12 protein-coding genes and 3 pseudogenes are annotated in these 15,950 nt (G+C 67.3%); all 15 read right to left on the reverse strand.

Annotation, left to right across the window (positions count from 1 at the left end):
- Positions 1-215: 215 nt before the first annotated feature.
- On the reverse strand, positions 216-665 hold the full coding sequence (locus ACFJIX_RS29630) for an ExbD/TolR family protein (protein WP_377156467.1): 450 nt from the start codon (positions 663-665) through the stop codon (positions 216-218).
- 12 nt (positions 666-677) lie between these two features.
- On the reverse strand, positions 678-1,106 hold the full coding sequence (locus ACFJIX_RS29635; protein WP_377156469.1) for an ExbD/TolR family protein: 429 nt from the start codon (positions 1,104-1,106) through the stop codon (positions 678-680).
- Between the two features lie 74 nt (positions 1,107-1,180).
- A pseudogene (locus ACFJIX_RS29640) lies at positions 1,181-1,986 on the reverse strand (MotA/TolQ/ExbB proton channel family protein).
- 101 nt (positions 1,987-2,087) lie between these two features.
- Positions 2,088-2,225 carry a hypothetical protein gene (locus ACFJIX_RS29645; RefSeq protein ID WP_377156471.1) on the reverse strand — a complete coding sequence of 46 codons (138 nt, stop codon included), beginning with the start codon at positions 2,223-2,225 and terminating at the stop codon, positions 2,088-2,090.
- A gap of 1 nt (position 2,226) precedes the next feature.
- Entirely contained in the window at positions 2,227-2,727 is a 501-nt protein-coding gene (locus tag ACFJIX_RS29650) for a hypothetical protein (RefSeq protein WP_377156473.1), read from the reverse strand.
- A gap of 585 nt (positions 2,728-3,312) precedes the next feature.
- On the reverse strand, positions 3,313-4,026 hold the full coding sequence (locus ACFJIX_RS29655; protein ID WP_377156475.1) for a 2OG-Fe(II) oxygenase: 714 nt from the start codon (positions 4,024-4,026) through the stop codon (positions 3,313-3,315).
- A 76-nt stretch (positions 4,027-4,102) separates the two neighbouring features.
- Complete coding sequence (locus ACFJIX_RS29660) at positions 4,103-5,431, reverse strand: TonB-dependent receptor domain-containing protein (protein ID WP_377162047.1); 1,329 nt, start codon at positions 5,429-5,431, stop codon at positions 4,103-4,105.
- On the reverse strand, positions 5,385-5,924 hold the full coding sequence (locus ACFJIX_RS29665; RefSeq protein WP_377156477.1) for a hypothetical protein: 540 nt from the start codon (positions 5,922-5,924) through the stop codon (positions 5,385-5,387). Before ACFJIX_RS29665 ends, ACFJIX_RS29660 begins: the two co-directional genes overlap by 47 nt.
- On the reverse strand, positions 5,891-6,787 hold the full coding sequence (locus ACFJIX_RS29670; protein ID WP_377156479.1) for a TonB-dependent receptor plug domain-containing protein: 897 nt from the start codon (positions 6,785-6,787) through the stop codon (positions 5,891-5,893). The genes ACFJIX_RS29665 and ACFJIX_RS29670 overlap by 34 nt, the downstream gene beginning before the upstream one ends.
- Before the next feature lie 518 nt (positions 6,788-7,305).
- On the reverse strand, positions 7,306-9,252 hold the full coding sequence (locus ACFJIX_RS29675; protein WP_377156481.1) for a dipeptide ABC transporter ATP-binding protein: 1,947 nt from the start codon (positions 9,250-9,252) through the stop codon (positions 7,306-7,308).
- Positions 9,253-9,265: 13 nt separating this feature from the next.
- Positions 9,266-10,748, reverse strand: a pseudogene (locus ACFJIX_RS29680) (ABC transporter permease).
- 45 nt (positions 10,749-10,793) lie between these two features.
- On the reverse strand, positions 10,794-11,777 hold the full coding sequence (locus ACFJIX_RS29685) for an ABC transporter permease (RefSeq protein WP_377156482.1): 984 nt from the start codon (positions 11,775-11,777) through the stop codon (positions 10,794-10,796).
- Positions 11,777-14,030 (reverse strand): annotated as a pseudogene (locus tag ACFJIX_RS29690) (ABC transporter substrate-binding protein). Before ACFJIX_RS29690 ends, ACFJIX_RS29685 begins: the two are co-directional and overlap by 1 nt.
- 210 nt (positions 14,031-14,240) lie before the next feature.
- On the reverse strand, positions 14,241-15,251 hold the full coding sequence (locus tag ACFJIX_RS29695; protein ID WP_377156484.1) for an LD-carboxypeptidase: 1,011 nt from the start codon (positions 15,249-15,251) through the stop codon (positions 14,241-14,243).
- Positions 15,248-15,946 (reverse strand): tRNA adenosine(34) deaminase TadA, encoded by a 699-nt coding sequence (gene tadA / locus ACFJIX_RS29700; protein ID WP_377156485.1) that lies wholly within the window; start codon positions 15,944-15,946, stop codon positions 15,248-15,250. The genes ACFJIX_RS29695 and tadA overlap by 4 nt, the downstream gene beginning before the upstream one ends.
- Between the last annotated feature and the right edge of the window lie 4 nt (positions 15,947-15,950).

The following is a 15,950-nucleotide window of genomic DNA, read 5'->3' on the forward strand; positions in this document are numbered from 1 at the left end:
GATCGGACGCGGCCTTCAAGGCGCCGCCGACTTGCGGACGCACCTGCGCGGCGGCTTGGGACAGGACGCTCAGGCTGCCTTCGGGCGTGGAGCCCAGCACCAGCGCAGCGGCGCCGACAGCGGCGGTTGCCAGCAGTTTGAGTTTCATTCGCTTGCTCTCCAAAGAAGAAAAACGCGCCGCCCTTTCGGGCAGGCGCGTTCTGGTCAGACACCGATCAGGCGGTCATCCGGCTCAGTTCAGGGAACTGTTCGTTCCCGACCATCGCCATTTTCTTGACGCCCAGGCGCTGCGCCGACGCCATCACATTGGCCACGTAACCGTACTCGGCCAGCTTGTTCGGCTTGATGTGCACTTCCGGCTGGTCCGGCATCGCGGCGATCTCGGATATCCTGGCCTCCAGCGCCGCGTGGTTCGGCACGGCGGCGCCGTCCCAGAACACCGTGCCGTCGAAGTCGATTGCCACTTCGTGGACGACCGGCTCGTTGGGCGGCGGATTGTTGTTCGGCGGCGGCATGTCCAGGTTGACCGAGTGCAGCTGGATCGGGATGGTGATGATCAGCATCACCAGCAGCACCAGCATCACGTCGATCAGCGGCGTCGTGTTGACGTCCAGCATGGTTTCCGGCTCGTCGCTGCCGCTGGAGCTTCCAACGTTCATACCCATGTTTGAGCTCCTTCAGCCACCGCGAGCCGGCGGCTCGGTGACGAACTTGATGGACATGATGCCAGCACGCTGGCACGCCACCATGACCTTGCCCACGTTCTCATAGCGGGACTTGTCGTCGCCGCGGATGTGAACTTCCGGCTGAGGATTCGGAACCGCCACCTTCTTCAGGCGCGCCACCAGCGTTTCCACGTCGGGAACCGGCTGCACGCCCCAGTAGATGTCGCCATCCTTGGTCACCGCGATTTCGATGTTCTCCGGCTTCGTGACGCGGACGACGTTCGTCTCCTTCGGCAGGGTCACCCCCACCGACTGCGTCACCACCGGCACGGTGATCAGGAAGATGATCAGGAGCACCAGCATCACGTCCACGAGGGGCGTGGTGTTGATGGTCGAGACCACTTCGTCGTCGCCACCGGACGAACCTACGTTCATCCCCATATTGCGTCTCCGGAAACTGCGGTGCGGATTAGCGGCCTGCGACCTTGCGGCTGCCCATCAGGACGCCGTGCAGGTCAGCAGCGAAGGCACCGGACCTGGCCCATCACCGTCTTGTTGCGGTTGACCAGCCAGTTGTAGCCCAGCACGGCCGGAACGGCGACGGCCAGACCGATGGCGGTCATGATCAGCGCGGCGCCCACGGGGCCGGCCACCTTGTCGATCGAAGCCTGACCGGCGACGCCGATCTGCGTCAGCGCCTGCAGGATGCCCACACCGTGCCGAACAGGCCGATGAAGGGGCTGGTCGAGCCGACGGTCGCCAGGAAGCCCAGGCCGCCTTGCAGACGGGTGTTGACTTCGCTCACGGCGCGGTCGATGTTCATCGTGACCCACGTGTTGTGGTCGATGTTCTCGGTCAGGGCGCCTTCATGGTGCTCCGAGGCTTCCACGCCGGTCTGGGCGATGAAGCGGAACGCACCGGATTCGCTCAGGCTCTTCAGGCCTTCCTGCAGGGAAGCCTTCTTGAAGAACGACGCGCGGACGTCCTTGGCTTCACGCGAGATCTTGGAGGTGTCCCACAGCTTCGTGAACAGGATGTACCACGAGCCCATGGACATGATGGCCAGGATGGCCAGCACGGCCTGGTCGACCACGTTGCCGTGGGCGACGATGTTGCCCAGGCTGTAGGGGTTGTCGACCGGCTTGGCGGCGGCCGGCTCGGAGACGGCGGCAGGAGCGATGTCGGCAGGAGCGGGGGCGGTGTCAGCGGCGGAGGCGGCGGCCGAGGCAGCCTGGTCCTGCGCTTGGGCGGCCAGCGGGGAGACGGCCAGGGTCGCGGCGCAGGCGACGGCCGCAAACAAGGCAGACAGACGAGAGATCATGGAGGGTGCTCCTACGAGAAAAGTCTTGAACTCAGGTTGAGAGGTCGGGGCGCGTCAGGCGCCCCGTGTTCGATCGATCGCGGGTGGGACAGTCCCGCGGATCATTCCATGTTGAACACGAATTCCTGTTCGAGGATCGCGTCCGTGCACTGGTATTCCGTCAGCGCCGCCTGGATGGCGTTCTTGAGCGCGCGTTCGGCCTTGCGGTCGTTGGCGCCGCGCAAGGCGGTGAAGGTCACGTCAGCCACCTTGCCGCCCTTGACGGTGAAGGTCGCCTTGTAGCTGGCGGTACCGCTCCAGTTGAGGGCCGGCATTTCGGGCTTGGCCATCTTGGTGCAGTTGCCGATCGCCGAGCGCGGGCGGTCCGACGGCGGAGCCGGCGGCGCGGGCGCCGGTTGCGGCGGCGCCGGACGGAATTCCTGCGCCGGGGGGCGGCGTCGTCGACTGCACGGCCACCGTCTGCGTCGGCGGCGGCGGAGCCGTCACGACCACTTCGGGCGGGGGCACGAACGGCGGCGGGGGCGCCTTGATGTCCGGCGGGGGCGGCACGACCTTGTCGGGCGGCGGCGGCGGCTTGACCTTTTCCTCGACGACCTTGACGTCGATCGGGCCCTTGACGGCCTCCTTGATCTTGGTCGCCAGACCGCTCGCCAGCGCCCAGATGATCAGGGCGTGGATGACGATGACGATGCCGATGCCAGTCACGCGCGATGACCCAGCTTTATCCTGCGCAAAGTTCATGCGCGCTCCTTCATCAAACTGCGAATTTCTTTCATCGAAGCTACAAGGGGAGTTCGACTCAACACAGCGTCTGGTCGGATCAGGGCGTTCGCGCCGCAACCTGGGGTCAGCAGCGCCTGTCTTGCCGGCTGTGCGAGCGGCGGAGACGACCGGTGCCACATCGCCGAAGCGCCACGGACCGCCGCCCCGCCGAAGGCAGGAGGGACACACGAAGACTCGAAAACCCAGGGCACGATACGAACCCGACTCAACAAAAATGCCCGTCAGCTTGTGGCCGCGGGCGTCTCGAGGATCAGTCAAAATTCTGTAGCAAAACTCAGAATTCGACCACCTTTCACGACCTTGATCATAAACGACATGCACAAGCCGCAAGCCATGGGGTTTGCCCGAGCATGCGCGCATCGCCCATCGCACGAATCACCTGCGGTTACAGCGGGTGCGCCGTCCAACGGTCAAGTGCATCGACCCTGGTATTCTACTGGTATGCCCCCTCGCCCCCTCCCTGGAGTCCTAGGGCTAACCCGCAAAGCCGTTACCAGACGAACTGCTCTGCGTACGAGGCAATCCTTGTGCCAGCCGGCGTCCTCACGCCGCTTTCGGAGCGGCAATCAGCCAGCCGGTGATCGCCTGGCGTTCGGCCATGGCGAATGGCGGCACATAGGAGACAAAATGTCGCCGAGGCACTGTGAAGAGCGACAGTGAGTTGAAGTGCGGGAAGTAGGTATCCAGTACCGAACCGTCCTCCGCCGTGAAGTGGAGCATCCCGCCCCAGTCCGGACGCCACCGCCGGGTGAGGTTGATCACGTAGGCGATGCGACGGTCCTCGCGGTCCACATGATCGTCGTGGGTGGTCAGGAAGTTACCGCGCGAGTACATCGTCGCCTGTGCGTAGACGCCATTGATTTGAGGGTCACCGCTCAGATCCCGCATGCGCGACAGGAACTCGTCTCCCGCCATCCAGCGCATGAAACGCGCCAGCAGGTCCTCGCGTCCGGCGTGGACCGCCTGCACCAGCGAGTCCGAGAAGAACGAGAACTGGAAGCTCTCCCGCGCCACCGAATGGATGCCTTCGGTCAGTTGCATGCGCTGCTGCGGCGTCAGGCTGCGAAGCTGCTCGCCCGTGAGGCGGCGGTCCCCGTTCAGGTCGCGGTAGACGAGTTCCCAGTCGATCGCCTGCAGCGCCCGGTCAAGCGCGTCGGCCACCTCGGGCGCGAAGAAGTCGCGGATCTGCACCCGCCCATCGGCGCGCAGCGTGCGGCCGAGGGCGGCGTAGTCGAGCGTGGGATTCAGATAGTCCATGGAAGCCTTCTCTTGCCCGCCCTAACGAAAGCAGGCCCCGAAGGGCCTGCGGAGTCAGGTCAGGATACCCGCGGGATCAGAAGCGGTAGGTGCCGCGCAGATAGAAGGTGCGGCCCTTGACGTCGGCGTACGTCGGGTCGAAGCCGACCTGGAAGTAGTCTTCCTGGACGGTCGACGGCGGCTTCTTGTCGAACAGGTTGCGCAGGCCGACCGTGAAGACCATGTTCTTCACGCCCTTGTACGTGCCCTGCAGGTCAGCCAGGCCGTAGGCCTTGACCTTCTTGACCTCGTCGTAGTCCTCGTAACCGTTCTGGCGGTAGTAGCGGGTGCCGATGCCCCAGTTGCCCAGGTCCCAGTCCAGCGTGAAGGTCTGCTTGAAGCGCACCACCGGACCGCCCACGGCGTACTTGCCGAGGTTGTCGATGGTCTCGCCGGAGATGATGTTGGTCTCCGTGCTCTTCGTCAGGATCGTGCCTTCCCAGCCCGGCGTGAAGTTGCCGAACTCGGTGCGCAGACGGGTACGGGCGTTCAGGTCGAAGCCGCTGACGCGCGCCTGGCCGACGTTCTCCAGCGAGGCGTTGACGTAGTCCAGATAGCCGGTGACCGGATCACGAACGAGTCGGTTCGCGAAGACCGAGGAACTGGTCGTCGGGCCGGTCTGGTTCTTGAACCAGTCCTTCAGGATGTCGTCGCCGGTCAGCGCGCGGATGCCGTTGGTGATCTTGATGTCGAAGTAGTCGATGCCGAAGCTCGTGTCCTTGATCATCTCGAAGACCAGGCCCGCGGTGAAGGTCTTGGACTTCTCGGGCTTCAGGCCCGGGTTGCTGTTGTTCACCGCGGTCAGCTGCGTGGAGCAGTGATCGGTGTTGGGGAAGGCCTGGCAACCGCGGATCGAGTCGTAGAACGGGTCGGTGTAATTGCTGCCCGTGTTCGTGCCGGCGGACGGCGCGTACAGGTTGTCCAGCGCCGGGGCGCGGAAGCCCTTGCCGGCGGAGGCACGGAACAGCAGGCCGGCCATCGGGGTGAAGCGGACCGAGAACTTCGGGCTCGTGGCCGACAGGTTCGGCGAACTGAAGGAACCGTCGCGCGAGTTGCCCTTCGTGCCGCTGTACTTGTCGTAGCGGACCGCCGCGTTCAGCTCGAGCGACTTGAGCACCGGGAAGTTGGCTTCCGCGAACACGCCGCTGACGTCGCGCTGACCCGTGACCGCGCCGGCATTGCCGGAGCCGCCCACGATGTCGCCCGAGCCGGCGATGTCCGAATAGCCGTCGGTGTACTTTTCCTTGCGGAACTCGCCGCCGAAGGCCACGCCCATGTTGCCGCCGCCGACGTTGAACAGCTCGCGCGACAGCGTGAAGTCACCGCCGGCGTTGCTCGTCTTGGACTTGCGGTTGTTGCCCGACAGCTCGGCACTCTCTGAGCGCGGCCAGGCCGGCCGCGTCGTTCGGACCGAACGGGTTGATCAGGCCCGTTGCCAGCGCCTGCACCAGGCGGGCATCCGAGAAGATGCCGCTGACGAAGTCGTCGCGCGCCTTGCCTTCGGCGTAGACAAAGGCGGCCTTGTAGTCGAAGCCGGCAAAGGTGCCTTCCGCGCCAGCGACGCCGCGCAGCACTTCGTTGGTCACCTTGTCACGACGCTGGCCGCCGTCGACCATCCGCCAGGAGATCCGCAGCGGGCCACGATAGCCGGGCAGCACCGCGTCGACGGCTGCCGTCGGGTACCACTTGCCGCCGCCGGGGTACAGGTAGGCCGGCTTGCCGGTCGTCGTCGACGGGGTCTGCGAGGAGCCCAGCACGATCTCGTTGCGGCTGTAGACCGCCTCGGCGAACAGGGTGTGGTCCTGCGACGGGGCGAAGGTGGCCTTCACCAGCGCGCCGTAACGATCCTGCTCGGGCACCAGGTCGATGTAATGCGTGTAGTCGTAGCGGCAGTTGGTGGCGCCGGATACGAGAAGCTGTCAGGCGGTGCGCAGTTGGGGAAATTCGCCGCCAGCGGCACATACTGACCGGTGCTCGGGATCACCGCGTTGGCGGGGAAGGTGTTGCCGGAATCCTTGATGATGCCCAGGTCCGGACGATTGCCGGTGGCCGCGTAGCCGCGGTCCATGGCGCGGATCGGGTCGTACTTCTGGTAGTTGAAGGTGCCCAGGATGTTGAACTTGTCCTTGTTCAGGTCGCCCACGCCCAGGCCGCCGGACAGCGAGAACACGTCGCCGACCTTGTGCGGCGTTTCCAGGCCGATCGACAGCTCGCCACCGCGCCAGTCCTTGCGGGTGATGAAGTTGATCACGCCGCCGATGGCGTCCGAACCGTAGGTCGCCGAGGCACCGTCACGCAGCACTTCGACGCGCTCCACGGCCGCGAGCGGAACGGAGTTCAAGTCGACGCCCTGGCCCGAGAACGGGTAGGTCGGCAGGCGACGACCGTTCAGCAGCACCAGGGTACGGGCACGGCCCAGGCCGCGCAGCGACGCGCCGGTCTGGCCGGTCGCCGAGGAGTCGCCGATCGACTGCCCCAGGGCAATGCCGCCGCCGTTGTTGTAGCTCAGGCGATCGACCAGTTCCTGCACGTTGGACGCGCCGCTCTTGTCGATGGTGTCGCGGGTGATGACGCTCACCGGCAGCGCCGTCTCGGCATCAATCCGCTTGATCGAGGTACCGGTGATTTCCACGCGGTCGAGCTGTTGCTGGGCAACTGCCGGCAGCGCAATGGCGCCCAGCGCGAGGAGCGCAGCGGCGTTGATGCTCTTTCGTTTGAACATGAGGACTCCTTATCCAGAAACACTTGTGACTTGTTCCCGGGAACACGGGCGGCCGGGGTTTCGGCCAGCGCCCTCCGAGCGGTGTTCCCGGGTCAGGGCCGGGCCAGTTTCTTGTCGGCTGCGAAAAGGAATCCCCCGTAATCTCCCTATGCAAGTCGTGACTAGCCTGTTTCTGGCAGGAAAACGCGGGTAAACACGAAAGTGCGCATTGCGACACGCGTTGCGGCGGCGCGACGCGCGCTCAGCGCCCGAAACGAGGTATTGACCGCTGCAAATGACCAAGAAATGCACCATTTGTGCGCATGACATCGAATTTCCCACTCACCAATCGCCCCGCCGCACGGACGGCGTGCAAATGAATGCCAGCGCCTCAAGGCCACCGCACGCCGTACGCGGAAACATGGGTTCACGACGCTGCCTCAGCACCAGAACAGTGCGAACGCCCAGCGACTGGCCGACGCCATGAAAAAGGGCCGCAAGAGCGGCCCCGAGGTGAGGAGGATCGGTCGGATCAGGGATCAGGCGATCGTCCCTCGTTCGACGCGGGGAACGGCGGCGAGCAGCGTGCGGGTGTACGCCTCCCGCGGGGCGCCGAGCACGGCGTCGCAAGCGCCCGACTCGACAATGCGGCCCGCCTGCATCACCGCCACCTCGTCGGCGATGTATTCGACGACGCCGATGTTGTGGGTGATGAACAGGTAGGACAGGCCGCGGCTGCGCTGGAGTTCGCGCAGCAGGTTCAGGATCTGCGCCTGGACCGACACATCCAGCGCCGAGGTCGGCTCGTCGCAGACGATCAGGCGCGGCTCGACGGCCAGCGCGCGGGCGATGGCGATGCGTTGGCGCTGACCGCCGGAGAACTCGTGCGGGAAACGGGCCAGCGCGTCGCGGCGCAGGCCCACTTGGTCGAGCAGATCGTGCAGCAGCCCCTGGCGTGCTGGCGCGTCCAGTTCGGGGCGCAGCGCCAGGAGGCCCTCCTCGAGCACCTCCTGCACCCGCAGCCGCGGGTTCAATGATGCGAACGGGTCCTGGAAGATGATCTGCACCTGACGCCGGGCCTCCCGCAGGGCCACGCCGTCGAGATGGAAGAGATCCGTCGGCGCCCCGCCCTGCCCAGCCGGACCGGCGGTCGCGGCGGCGGGCGGATGCAGCAAGGCCTGACCCTCGATGACCGCGACGCGGCGCAGCAACTGGACGATGGCCTTGCCGGACGTTGTCTTGCCGCAGCCCGATTCCCCGACCAGCGCCAGCGTGCGGCCCGCCTCGATCGAGAACGAGACGCCGCCCACCGCGTCGAACCAGCGCTTCGCGCCGCCGAAGAACCCGCGCGACATCGGATACCGGACGTGCAGATCCTTGACCTCGAGCAGCATCGCCGGCGACTGCTCGGAGCCGGCGGCGCCGGTGCCCCTCGGAGCGAATGCCGAGCGTGAGGAGGCGATTGAGCGCAGAGGGGCACCGGCGCCGCCGGCGCCCTCGGACACTGCCACCGGCTCCCTGCGATCCGTGTAGAGCAGGCACCGGACTTCATGCGCCGCGGCCCCGCCCGCGACCGAGGCCAGCACCGGCGGTGTCGATCCGCAATGGACCATCGCCCGGTCGCAGCGCGGCGCGAAGCGGCAACCTTCGAAGGTCTGCCAGAGCGGCGGCACGGTGCCCGGAATCGCGGCCAGCGGCTCCCCGCGGCGCTGCGCGTCCGGCAGTGCCTGCAGCAACAGCCGCGCATACGGATGCTTCGGCGCGGCGAAGAACTCGGCCGCCGGCGCCACCTCGACGATCTGCCCCGCGTACATCAGGGCCACCTGATGCGCCATGCCGGACACCACGCCCAGGTCGTGCGTGATCAGCAACAGGCCCAGGCCCCGCTCGCGCTGCAGGTCCTTGAGCAGGTCCAGGATCTGCGCCTGGATGGTGACGTCGAGCGCGGTGGTCGGCTCGTCGGCGATCAGGAAGTCGGGCTCCGCCGCCAGCGTCATCGCGATCATGATCCGCTGCTTCTGCCCCCCCGAGAGCCGGAACGGGTACTCGTCGATGCGGCGCTCGGGCTCGGGGATGCCGACGCGGCGCAGCCAGTCGATGGCCTTCTTCCGGGCCGCCTCGCCGCGCAGCGGCGTGTGCGCCTCGATCGCCTCGACGATCTGCGCGCCGACCTTCATCACCGGATTCAAGCTGGTGCCGGGCTCCTGGAAGATCATGCCGATGCGCCCGCCGCGCACGTCGCGCATGCGCGCCTCGCTCAGGTCGAACAGGTCCTGGCCGTCGAGTTCCAGCCGGCCGCCGGCGATGCGGCCGTTGTCGGGCAGCAGCCGCATCAGGGCGAGCGCCGTCATGCTCTTTCCGCAGCCGGATTCACCCACCAGCGCGAAGGTCCGGCCCTGCGCCAGCGTCAGCCGCATGCCGTCGATGGCGCGCACCAGGCCGGCGTCGGCGTCCAGGTGGACGTGGAGGTCGTCGATCTTCAACATGTCGCGGCGTCCCTCACGAAGCCTTGGCGGCCTTGCCGGCCGGACCGACGGGCTCGCCGGTCCTGTTCTTCTTCAGCGACAGCACCTGCGGCCGCAGCTTGCGCGCGCGTGGATCGAAGGCGTCGCGCACGCCGTCGGCGAACAGGTTGGCCGCCAGCACCAGGCTCACCATGAAGCCGAAGGCCGCCACGAAGCTCCACCACACGACCGGGTCGCGGCTCATTTCCGAGCGCGCCAGGTTGATCATTCCGCCGAAGCTGTTCATGCCCGGATCGACACCGACGCCGACGTAGGTCAACACCGCCTCGTAGAGGATCAGGTCGGAGAAATTCAGCACCAGCGAGATCAGCACCAGGTGCATCACGTTGGGCACGATGTGACGGACCATGATCGTCGTGTCACGCACGCCGAAGGCCGTGGCGGCCTGGACGAAGTCGGCCTCGCGCAGCTTGAGCGTCTCGCCGCGCACCAGCCGGCACAGCGTCGCCCAGCCGGTGACGCCCAGGATCACGCACAGCAGGAAGATCTTCAGATCCGCGCGCTCGGCGCCGGTCTCGAAGGCCTCGGGATGCTTGTCCAGGAAGACCTGCACCATCAGCACGCAGGCCGCGATCAGCAGCACGTTGGGCACCGAGGTCAGCACCGTGTAGAAATACTGGATGACCTCATCGACCCCAGCCCTTCAGGTAGCCGGCCAGGATGCCCAGCACCAGCGCGAAGGGCAGCGTCGCCAGCGTCGACAGCGCGCCGATGACGAAGGCGGTGCGGATGCTCTTGAGCGCCTGGTAGAGCACGTCGTTGCCGGTCTGGTCGGTGCCGAACACGTGGTAGTGGCCCATCAGCGCGATCACCGGGCCGGCCAGCAGCGCGATCACCGACAGGGTCGCGAGCGCCGCGCGCCACGGATAGTGCGTGCGATCGCCCAGCAGGTCCTTCAATCCCTGACGGAAGCCGCCGTGATGCGGCGCGAGCACCGCCCCCATCAGCAGCGCCATCAGCACCGACGCGACGGCGCCCAGCGCCAGCCCCGTCAGCGCGCGTCGCGCCAGGTCGCCATGCCAGTCGCGCTGCGGATCCTGCAGATGCGCGCCGCCGAAGGCCAGGCGCGGGAACTCGCGCACGATCTCACTGCCGTGCGCCACGCTGTCCAGCGTGAAGCCCTGGTACGCGAGCGGCGCCGAATAACTGGTCTCGCGCATCTCGATCTGGCGCGCCAGCAGCAGGTCCAGCACGGACTCGGTGCGGGTCTCGTAGAACTGCTGGCCGGCGGGACTGTCGGCCAGCGCGCGGCGGAAGTGCAGGCTGTCCAGCGCGGTGACGCCGAGGAACAGCACCAGCACCACGCCCGCGCTCAGCGCCGCCGGATCACGCAGCACGCGCTGCCAGTTGGCGCGCAGGTGCGGGCGGCGGACCAGCCGCACGATGTAGAGGACCAGCGCCGCGAACATCGCCCACAGCGCCACGTCGGTCCAGAGGAAAACGACCTTGAATCCCATGTCGACTCTCGTGTCCTGTCTCGAATCCCGAACGCGCCGGGCGCGTCAGGTCAGCCTCACGCGCGGATCGACCCAGGTGTAGATCACGTCGATCAGCGCGTTGCTCGCGATGTAGAGGAGCGCGCCCAGGAACACCATGGTGCGCACGATGGCGAAGTCCTGCCCGGTGATCGCCTCGATGACGAAGGCGCCCAGGCCGGGGATGCCGAAGAAGCTCTCGAACACCAGGCTGCCCAGGAACACGTACGGCAGGTAGGCGCCGGCGCTGGTGATGATGGGGATCAGCGCGTTGCGCAGCACGTGGCGCATCAGCACGCGCGGCTCGGACAGGCCCTTGGCGCGGGCGGTGCGCACGTAGTCCTTGCCGACCTCCTCGAGCAGCATCGCGCGGTACAGCCGCGCCTCGCCGCCCAGGCGCGACAGCAGCGACAGCGCGATCGGCAGCGCCAGGAACTTGATCGCGTCCAGGCCCGGCTCGTAGCCGTTGATCGGCACCAGCCGCAGGATGCGGGAGAAGAAGAACTGGCCGACGATGATGTAGAACAGGCTGGAGATCGACAGCATCAGCACGCACAGCACGACGCCCCAGAAGTCGATGCGCGAGTTGCGGAAGAAGGTGAGCAGCAGCGCGAAGGCGACGCTCACGATCAGCTGCAGCACGAAGATCGGCACCGCCAGCTGCAGGCTGACGCCCATGCGGGTCTTGATCTCGTGGCCGATGTCGACGGCCTGGCGCGCGTCGGAGCGGCCGAACTCCAGCAGCATCAGCGAGACCGAACGCTCCCAGAACACCGTGTGCGTGACCTGCTCCGTCCCGGCGCGCGACGCGTCCCAGTACAGGGGCTTGTCGTAGCCGCGTTCGGCCTTCCACTTGTCGATCTGCTCCTGCGACACGCGCTTGCCGCCGATGTTCAGCCGGGCCATGTCGTCCGGCGTGTTGACGGTGAAGAACAGGAAGAAGGTCAGCAGGTTGACGCCGACGAGGATGGCCAGCCCGTAGACCAGGCGGCGGGTGAGGTACTTGAACATCAGTCGGCTCCCCGCGGAGCGCTCGTGGCGGATTCTGCGGAACGGGCGGCCGGCGCGGCCGTGCCGCGCGCGGTGGCGGTCTCGCGCTTCTGGAAGCTGCGGCGCGTCATCCAGACGATCGCCACGCCGCCGATGGCCAGCACCAGCAACGGCCACCAGACGGGCCGGTTCCATGCGCCCTGCAGTTGCGCGCGCTGCTGCGGATCGATGCGGTAGTAGCGCACCGGATCGCGGATCACGATGCTGGGCTTGCCGTTATGCACCCAGCTCTGGTACGCCTGACCGGTCCAGGCCCAGTAGCCGAAGGCCCAGGGCGAATCCTGCTGGACGATCTCGACCATGCGATCGATCACCTGCTGCTTGGCGGGGCCGTCGTCCAGCACCTGGATCTGCTTGAACAGGCGGTCGTACTCGGGGTTCTCGTAGTTGGCCGAGTTCTCGCCCTCATGCAGCGACTTGCTGTTGGGACCGTACAGCAGGAACAGGAAGTTCTCCGCGTCCGGGTAGTCCGCGAACCAGCCCCACCAGAACACCTGGTGCTTGCCTTGGTGCAGTTTCTCCTGGAACTGGTTGTAGTCGGTGGCGCGCACGTCGAGCTGCACGCCCAGCTTGGCGAACTGCTTCACCAGCCAGTCGTTCTCGGCCTTCACCTCGGGCGTGACCGTCCGCATGAAGTCGTAGTTCAGCACCAGCGGCTGGCCGCTCTTCGCATCGCGGCCGTCGGGGTAGCCGGCCTCGGCAAGTAGCTGCTTCGCCTCCTCGATCGAGCGGCGCTCGATCCTGCCGTCGACCCGCTTGTGCGTGACCGGATTGAAGAAGCCCGGCTGCGCCTCGCGCGAGCCGAACACGCCCGGCGGCACCGGTCCGAACGCGGCCACGCCGCCGCGGTTCTTAAAGATGCGGCCGTAGCCCTCCTCCCAGTCGATCGCGATGGACAGCGCCTGGCGCAGCTTGCGATGACGGGTCTCGTCCTCCGGCGTCTTCCCCTTGCCGATCACCGGATCGAGCATGTTGAAGCCGAGGTACCAGTTGTTCGGGTCGGTCGATCGCGGGAACGCGAAGCCGCGCTGCTTGAAGAAGGCGTCGGTCTCCGCGGAGTCGCTGGCATCGGCGTAGAACTCCACGCCCCAGTCGCCGCGCTCGAGGTCGGGCACGTCCAGGTAGCCCTGCTTGAACATCTCCTTGCGCGGCACCTTTTCCTTGATGAGCGTGGCCACGATCCTGTCGATGAAGGGCAGCGGCTTGCCGCAGTCGGCCAGGCGGCCGGCGGGACCGTCGTCGGGCATGCCCTCGCAGGGATAGAGATCGTCCTTGCGGTAGTTCGGGTTGCGCGACATCACGTGACGGCGGTCCTGCTGGTACTCCGTCATCATGTAAGGCCCCGTGCCCACGGGCCACTGGTTCCAGGACAGGCCGTGCTCGGCCATGCCGGGCTGGGCGTAGAACAGGTCCACCTCCCACGGGATCGGCGCGACGAAGGTCGTCGACAGCCAGTACGACCACTGCGGGTACTTGCCCTTGATGCGCACGCGCAGCAGGTGCTTGTTCACCGCCTCGGCGCCGGCCAGCGGCCACTTGCGGAAGTCCAGGAACGGCTTGTCGGGCGAGCTCTCGGGCAGGCCCTTCAGCAGCTTGGCGTTCTCCTCGCGGATCAGCGCGCCGTACTCCTTCAGCCCGACGACGTGCTCGGAGAACAGGCCGTAGATCGGCGCCTCGACGCGCGTCGTCGCGTGGCGCTTGAGCGCGTAGACGAAGTCCTCGGCCTCGATCTCGCGCGTGCCCAGGTGCTCGAACTGCCACGGCGAGCGCTTGTCGCCGAGGTCCTTCGCGCTCAGGTGGTGATAGAGGTAGTGCCCTTGCGCGTCCTTCGCGAACGCGGGGCTGGGCGCGTACTTCACGCCTTCACGCAGGGGCACGTCGTAGACGCTCTGCGCGATCTGCTCGACCGGCGCATCGTCGGGCAGGCGCTTGCCCTGCGCATCGACGTAATACGGCTTGACGACGGCCGCCGCGGCGCGCGGGATCAGCTCGTAGGGCCGCTTCAGATAGTGGTAGCCGTAGGGCGGCTCCATGATCTGGTAGGTATAGACCGACTCCGGCGAGGTGTAGGACGCGGTCGGGGTCGAGATAACGCGGCGAGCGCTCGTCGAAGGACAGGTAGAGCGTGTTGTCCTTGGCCGCGCCGGCCGGATACGGGCTGTTGTTGCAGGCGGCCAGGAGCACGGCGGCGAGCAGCCCCGCCATCCGGGCCATCGGGGCCACCCACGTCCCGCGCCAGCCTTCAGCCGCGTGCAGCGACGCGTTCCACAGCCCCGACGACATCGTCATCCTTCCAAAAAGCAAACGCCGCATCCTGAGGATGCGGCATTGCCAGATTGTTGCCAAGGCCGCTCCTCGCGCAGAGGCCGGCCGATGCCGGGGCGGATCATAGCGGCCCGGTTCGCGGGGCGCGTGTGACGTCAGTCAGTGGTCGTGAGGCCCGTGGTCATGGTCGTGGCCGTCGTGACCATGATCATGCGCGTGTCCATGGCCGTGGCCGTGGTGATCGTGGTGGTCGTGGCCGTGATCGACGTGGCCCCAGGCGACGATGACGTCGCGGCCCTCGACCATCATCTCGGCCTTCGCGCCGACGGGCAGGCAGACCTTGGTCGGCACGTGACCGAAGGGCAGGCCGGTGAGGATGGGCACCTTGACGCGCTCGCGCAGCGCCGCGACGCAGGCCTTCATCGAATAGCCGCGATCCAGCGGCGACTTCTTCCAGCCGCTGAAGCTGCCCAGCAGCACCGCCTTCTGCGCGTCCAGCACGCCCGCCTGCCAGAGTTGCAGCAGCATGCGCTCGACGCGATACGGGTGCTCGTTGACGTCCTCGAGGAACAGGATGCCGCCCTTGATGCGCGGGAAGTGCGGCGTGCCCAGCAGCGAGCACAGCACCGCCAGGTTGCCGCCCCACAGCGTACCGCGGGCCTCGACGCCGTCCAGGCCGGCTTCGGTGCGGAAGCCGATGGCCTCGAGCGATCCGTCCATCGCCTCGAGGAAGCAGTCGCGGGTGATCTCGTCGACGCCGCCGTCCGTGTCGGCGCGGCCGAAGTCGTCGCAGGCGAGCGGGCCCGCCCAGCTCGTCTGCTTCGTGTGGGCGAGCAGCGCCAGCTGCAGCGCGGTCACATCGCTCAGGCCGACCCAGCGCGTGCCGCGCTCGACGCTGCGGGCGATCGTCGGCCAGTCGATGCCGTCCAGCAGACGCGTCAGGCCGTAGCCGCCGCGCGTGGCCAGCGCCACCGACGGCGCGGCCTGCGCGACACGGTGCAGCGCGGCCAGCCGCGTCTCGTCGTCGCCGGCGAAGCGCTGATGCTTCGCGAGCGCCGCGTCGTCGATCGCCACCTCGAAGCCGAACGCCGTCAGCCGCTTGGCCGCGCGCTTGAGCGCTTGCGATTGCGCCAGGACGCCGGACGGGGTGTAGAGGGTCAGGGAGCTCATCGCTGCGTGTCGTCCTGCGTGTCGTCCTGCGAGGGATCGGAATTCATGGGAAGGTACTGCGCGTCACCGACGGGGATCTCGGGAAACTCCTGGACCTCGGGCAACGCGCTCAGCGTGTCGAGGCCGGCGTCATCGAAGCCGTCGCCCGTGGCCCCGGTCTCGACCGCGGCGCGGCGGCGGGCCTCGCGCAACTGGCGCGCCGCCTCGCGGCGCTCGGCGAAGAACTCGCGCAGCAGCCGCGACGAGGCCTCCGCGAGCACGCCGCCGTGCAGCGCGGTGTGGTGGTTCAACTGCTTCTGCCCGAACAGGTCGAGCACCGAGCCGGCGACGCCGGTCTTCGGATCCGGCGCGGCGAAGACGACGCGCTTGAGCCGCGCATGCATCATCGCCATCGCGCACATCGCGCAGGGCTCGAGCGTCACGTAGAGCTCGCACTCCGGCAGCCGGTAGTTGCCGAGCAGTTGCGCAGCGTGGCGCAGCGCGACGATCTCCGCGTGGGCGGTCGGATCGTGGGTCGTGATCGGACGGTTGTAGCCGGTGGCGATCACCTGGCCGGCCCGCATGATCACGGCGCCCACCGGCACCTCGCCGACGAGCCAGGCGTTCTGGGCCTGGTCGAGGGCGAGCCGCATCGCGTATTCATCCGCGGGGTCGGCGGGGTCGGCGGGGAGGATCTGGGGGGACTCGGTGGTCATGGCG

Origin of the sequence: Roseateles sp. UC29_93, assembly GCF_042695725.1 — a bacterium.
GTDB classification, from domain to species: Bacteria; Pseudomonadota; Gammaproteobacteria; order Burkholderiales; family Burkholderiaceae_C; genus Roseateles; species Roseateles noduli_A.

What these genes read in the sequence shown, in the direction of transcription:
- ACFJIX_RS29675 (WP_377156481.1), bottom strand. Translation starts at nt 9,252, where the DNA reads ATGTTGAAGATCGACGACCTCCACGTCCACCTGGACGCCGACGCCGGC.
- ACFJIX_RS29655 (WP_377156475.1), bottom strand. Translation starts at nt 4,026, where the DNA reads ATGGACTATCTGAATCCCACGCTCGACTACGCCGCCCTCGGCCGCACG.
- ACFJIX_RS29685 (WP_377156482.1), bottom strand. Translation starts at nt 11,777, where the DNA reads ATGTTCAAGTACCTCACCCGCCGCCTGGTCTACGGGCTGGCCATCCTC.
- ACFJIX_RS29695 (WP_377156484.1), bottom strand. Translation starts at nt 15,251, where the DNA reads ATGAGCTCCCTGACCCTCTACACCCCGTCCGGCGTCCTGGCGCAATCG.
- ACFJIX_RS29670 (WP_377156479.1), bottom strand. Translation starts at nt 6,787, where the DNA reads ATGTTCAAACGAAAGAGCATCAACGCCGCTGCGCTCCTCGCGCTGGGC.
- ACFJIX_RS29650 (WP_377156473.1), bottom strand. Translation starts at nt 2,727, where the DNA reads ATGAACTTTGCGCAGGATAAAGCTGGGTCATCGCGCGTGACTGGCATC.
- tadA (WP_377156485.1), bottom strand. Translation starts at nt 15,946, where the DNA reads ATGACCACCGAGTCCCCCCAGATCCTCCCCGCCGACCCCGCCGACCCC.
- ACFJIX_RS29635 (WP_377156469.1), bottom strand. Translation starts at nt 1,106, where the DNA reads ATGGGGATGAACGTAGGTTCGTCCGGTGGCGACGACGAAGTGGTCTCG.
- ACFJIX_RS29630 (WP_377156467.1), bottom strand. Translation starts at nt 665, where the DNA reads ATGGGTATGAACGTTGGAAGCTCCAGCGGCAGCGACGAGCCGGAAACC.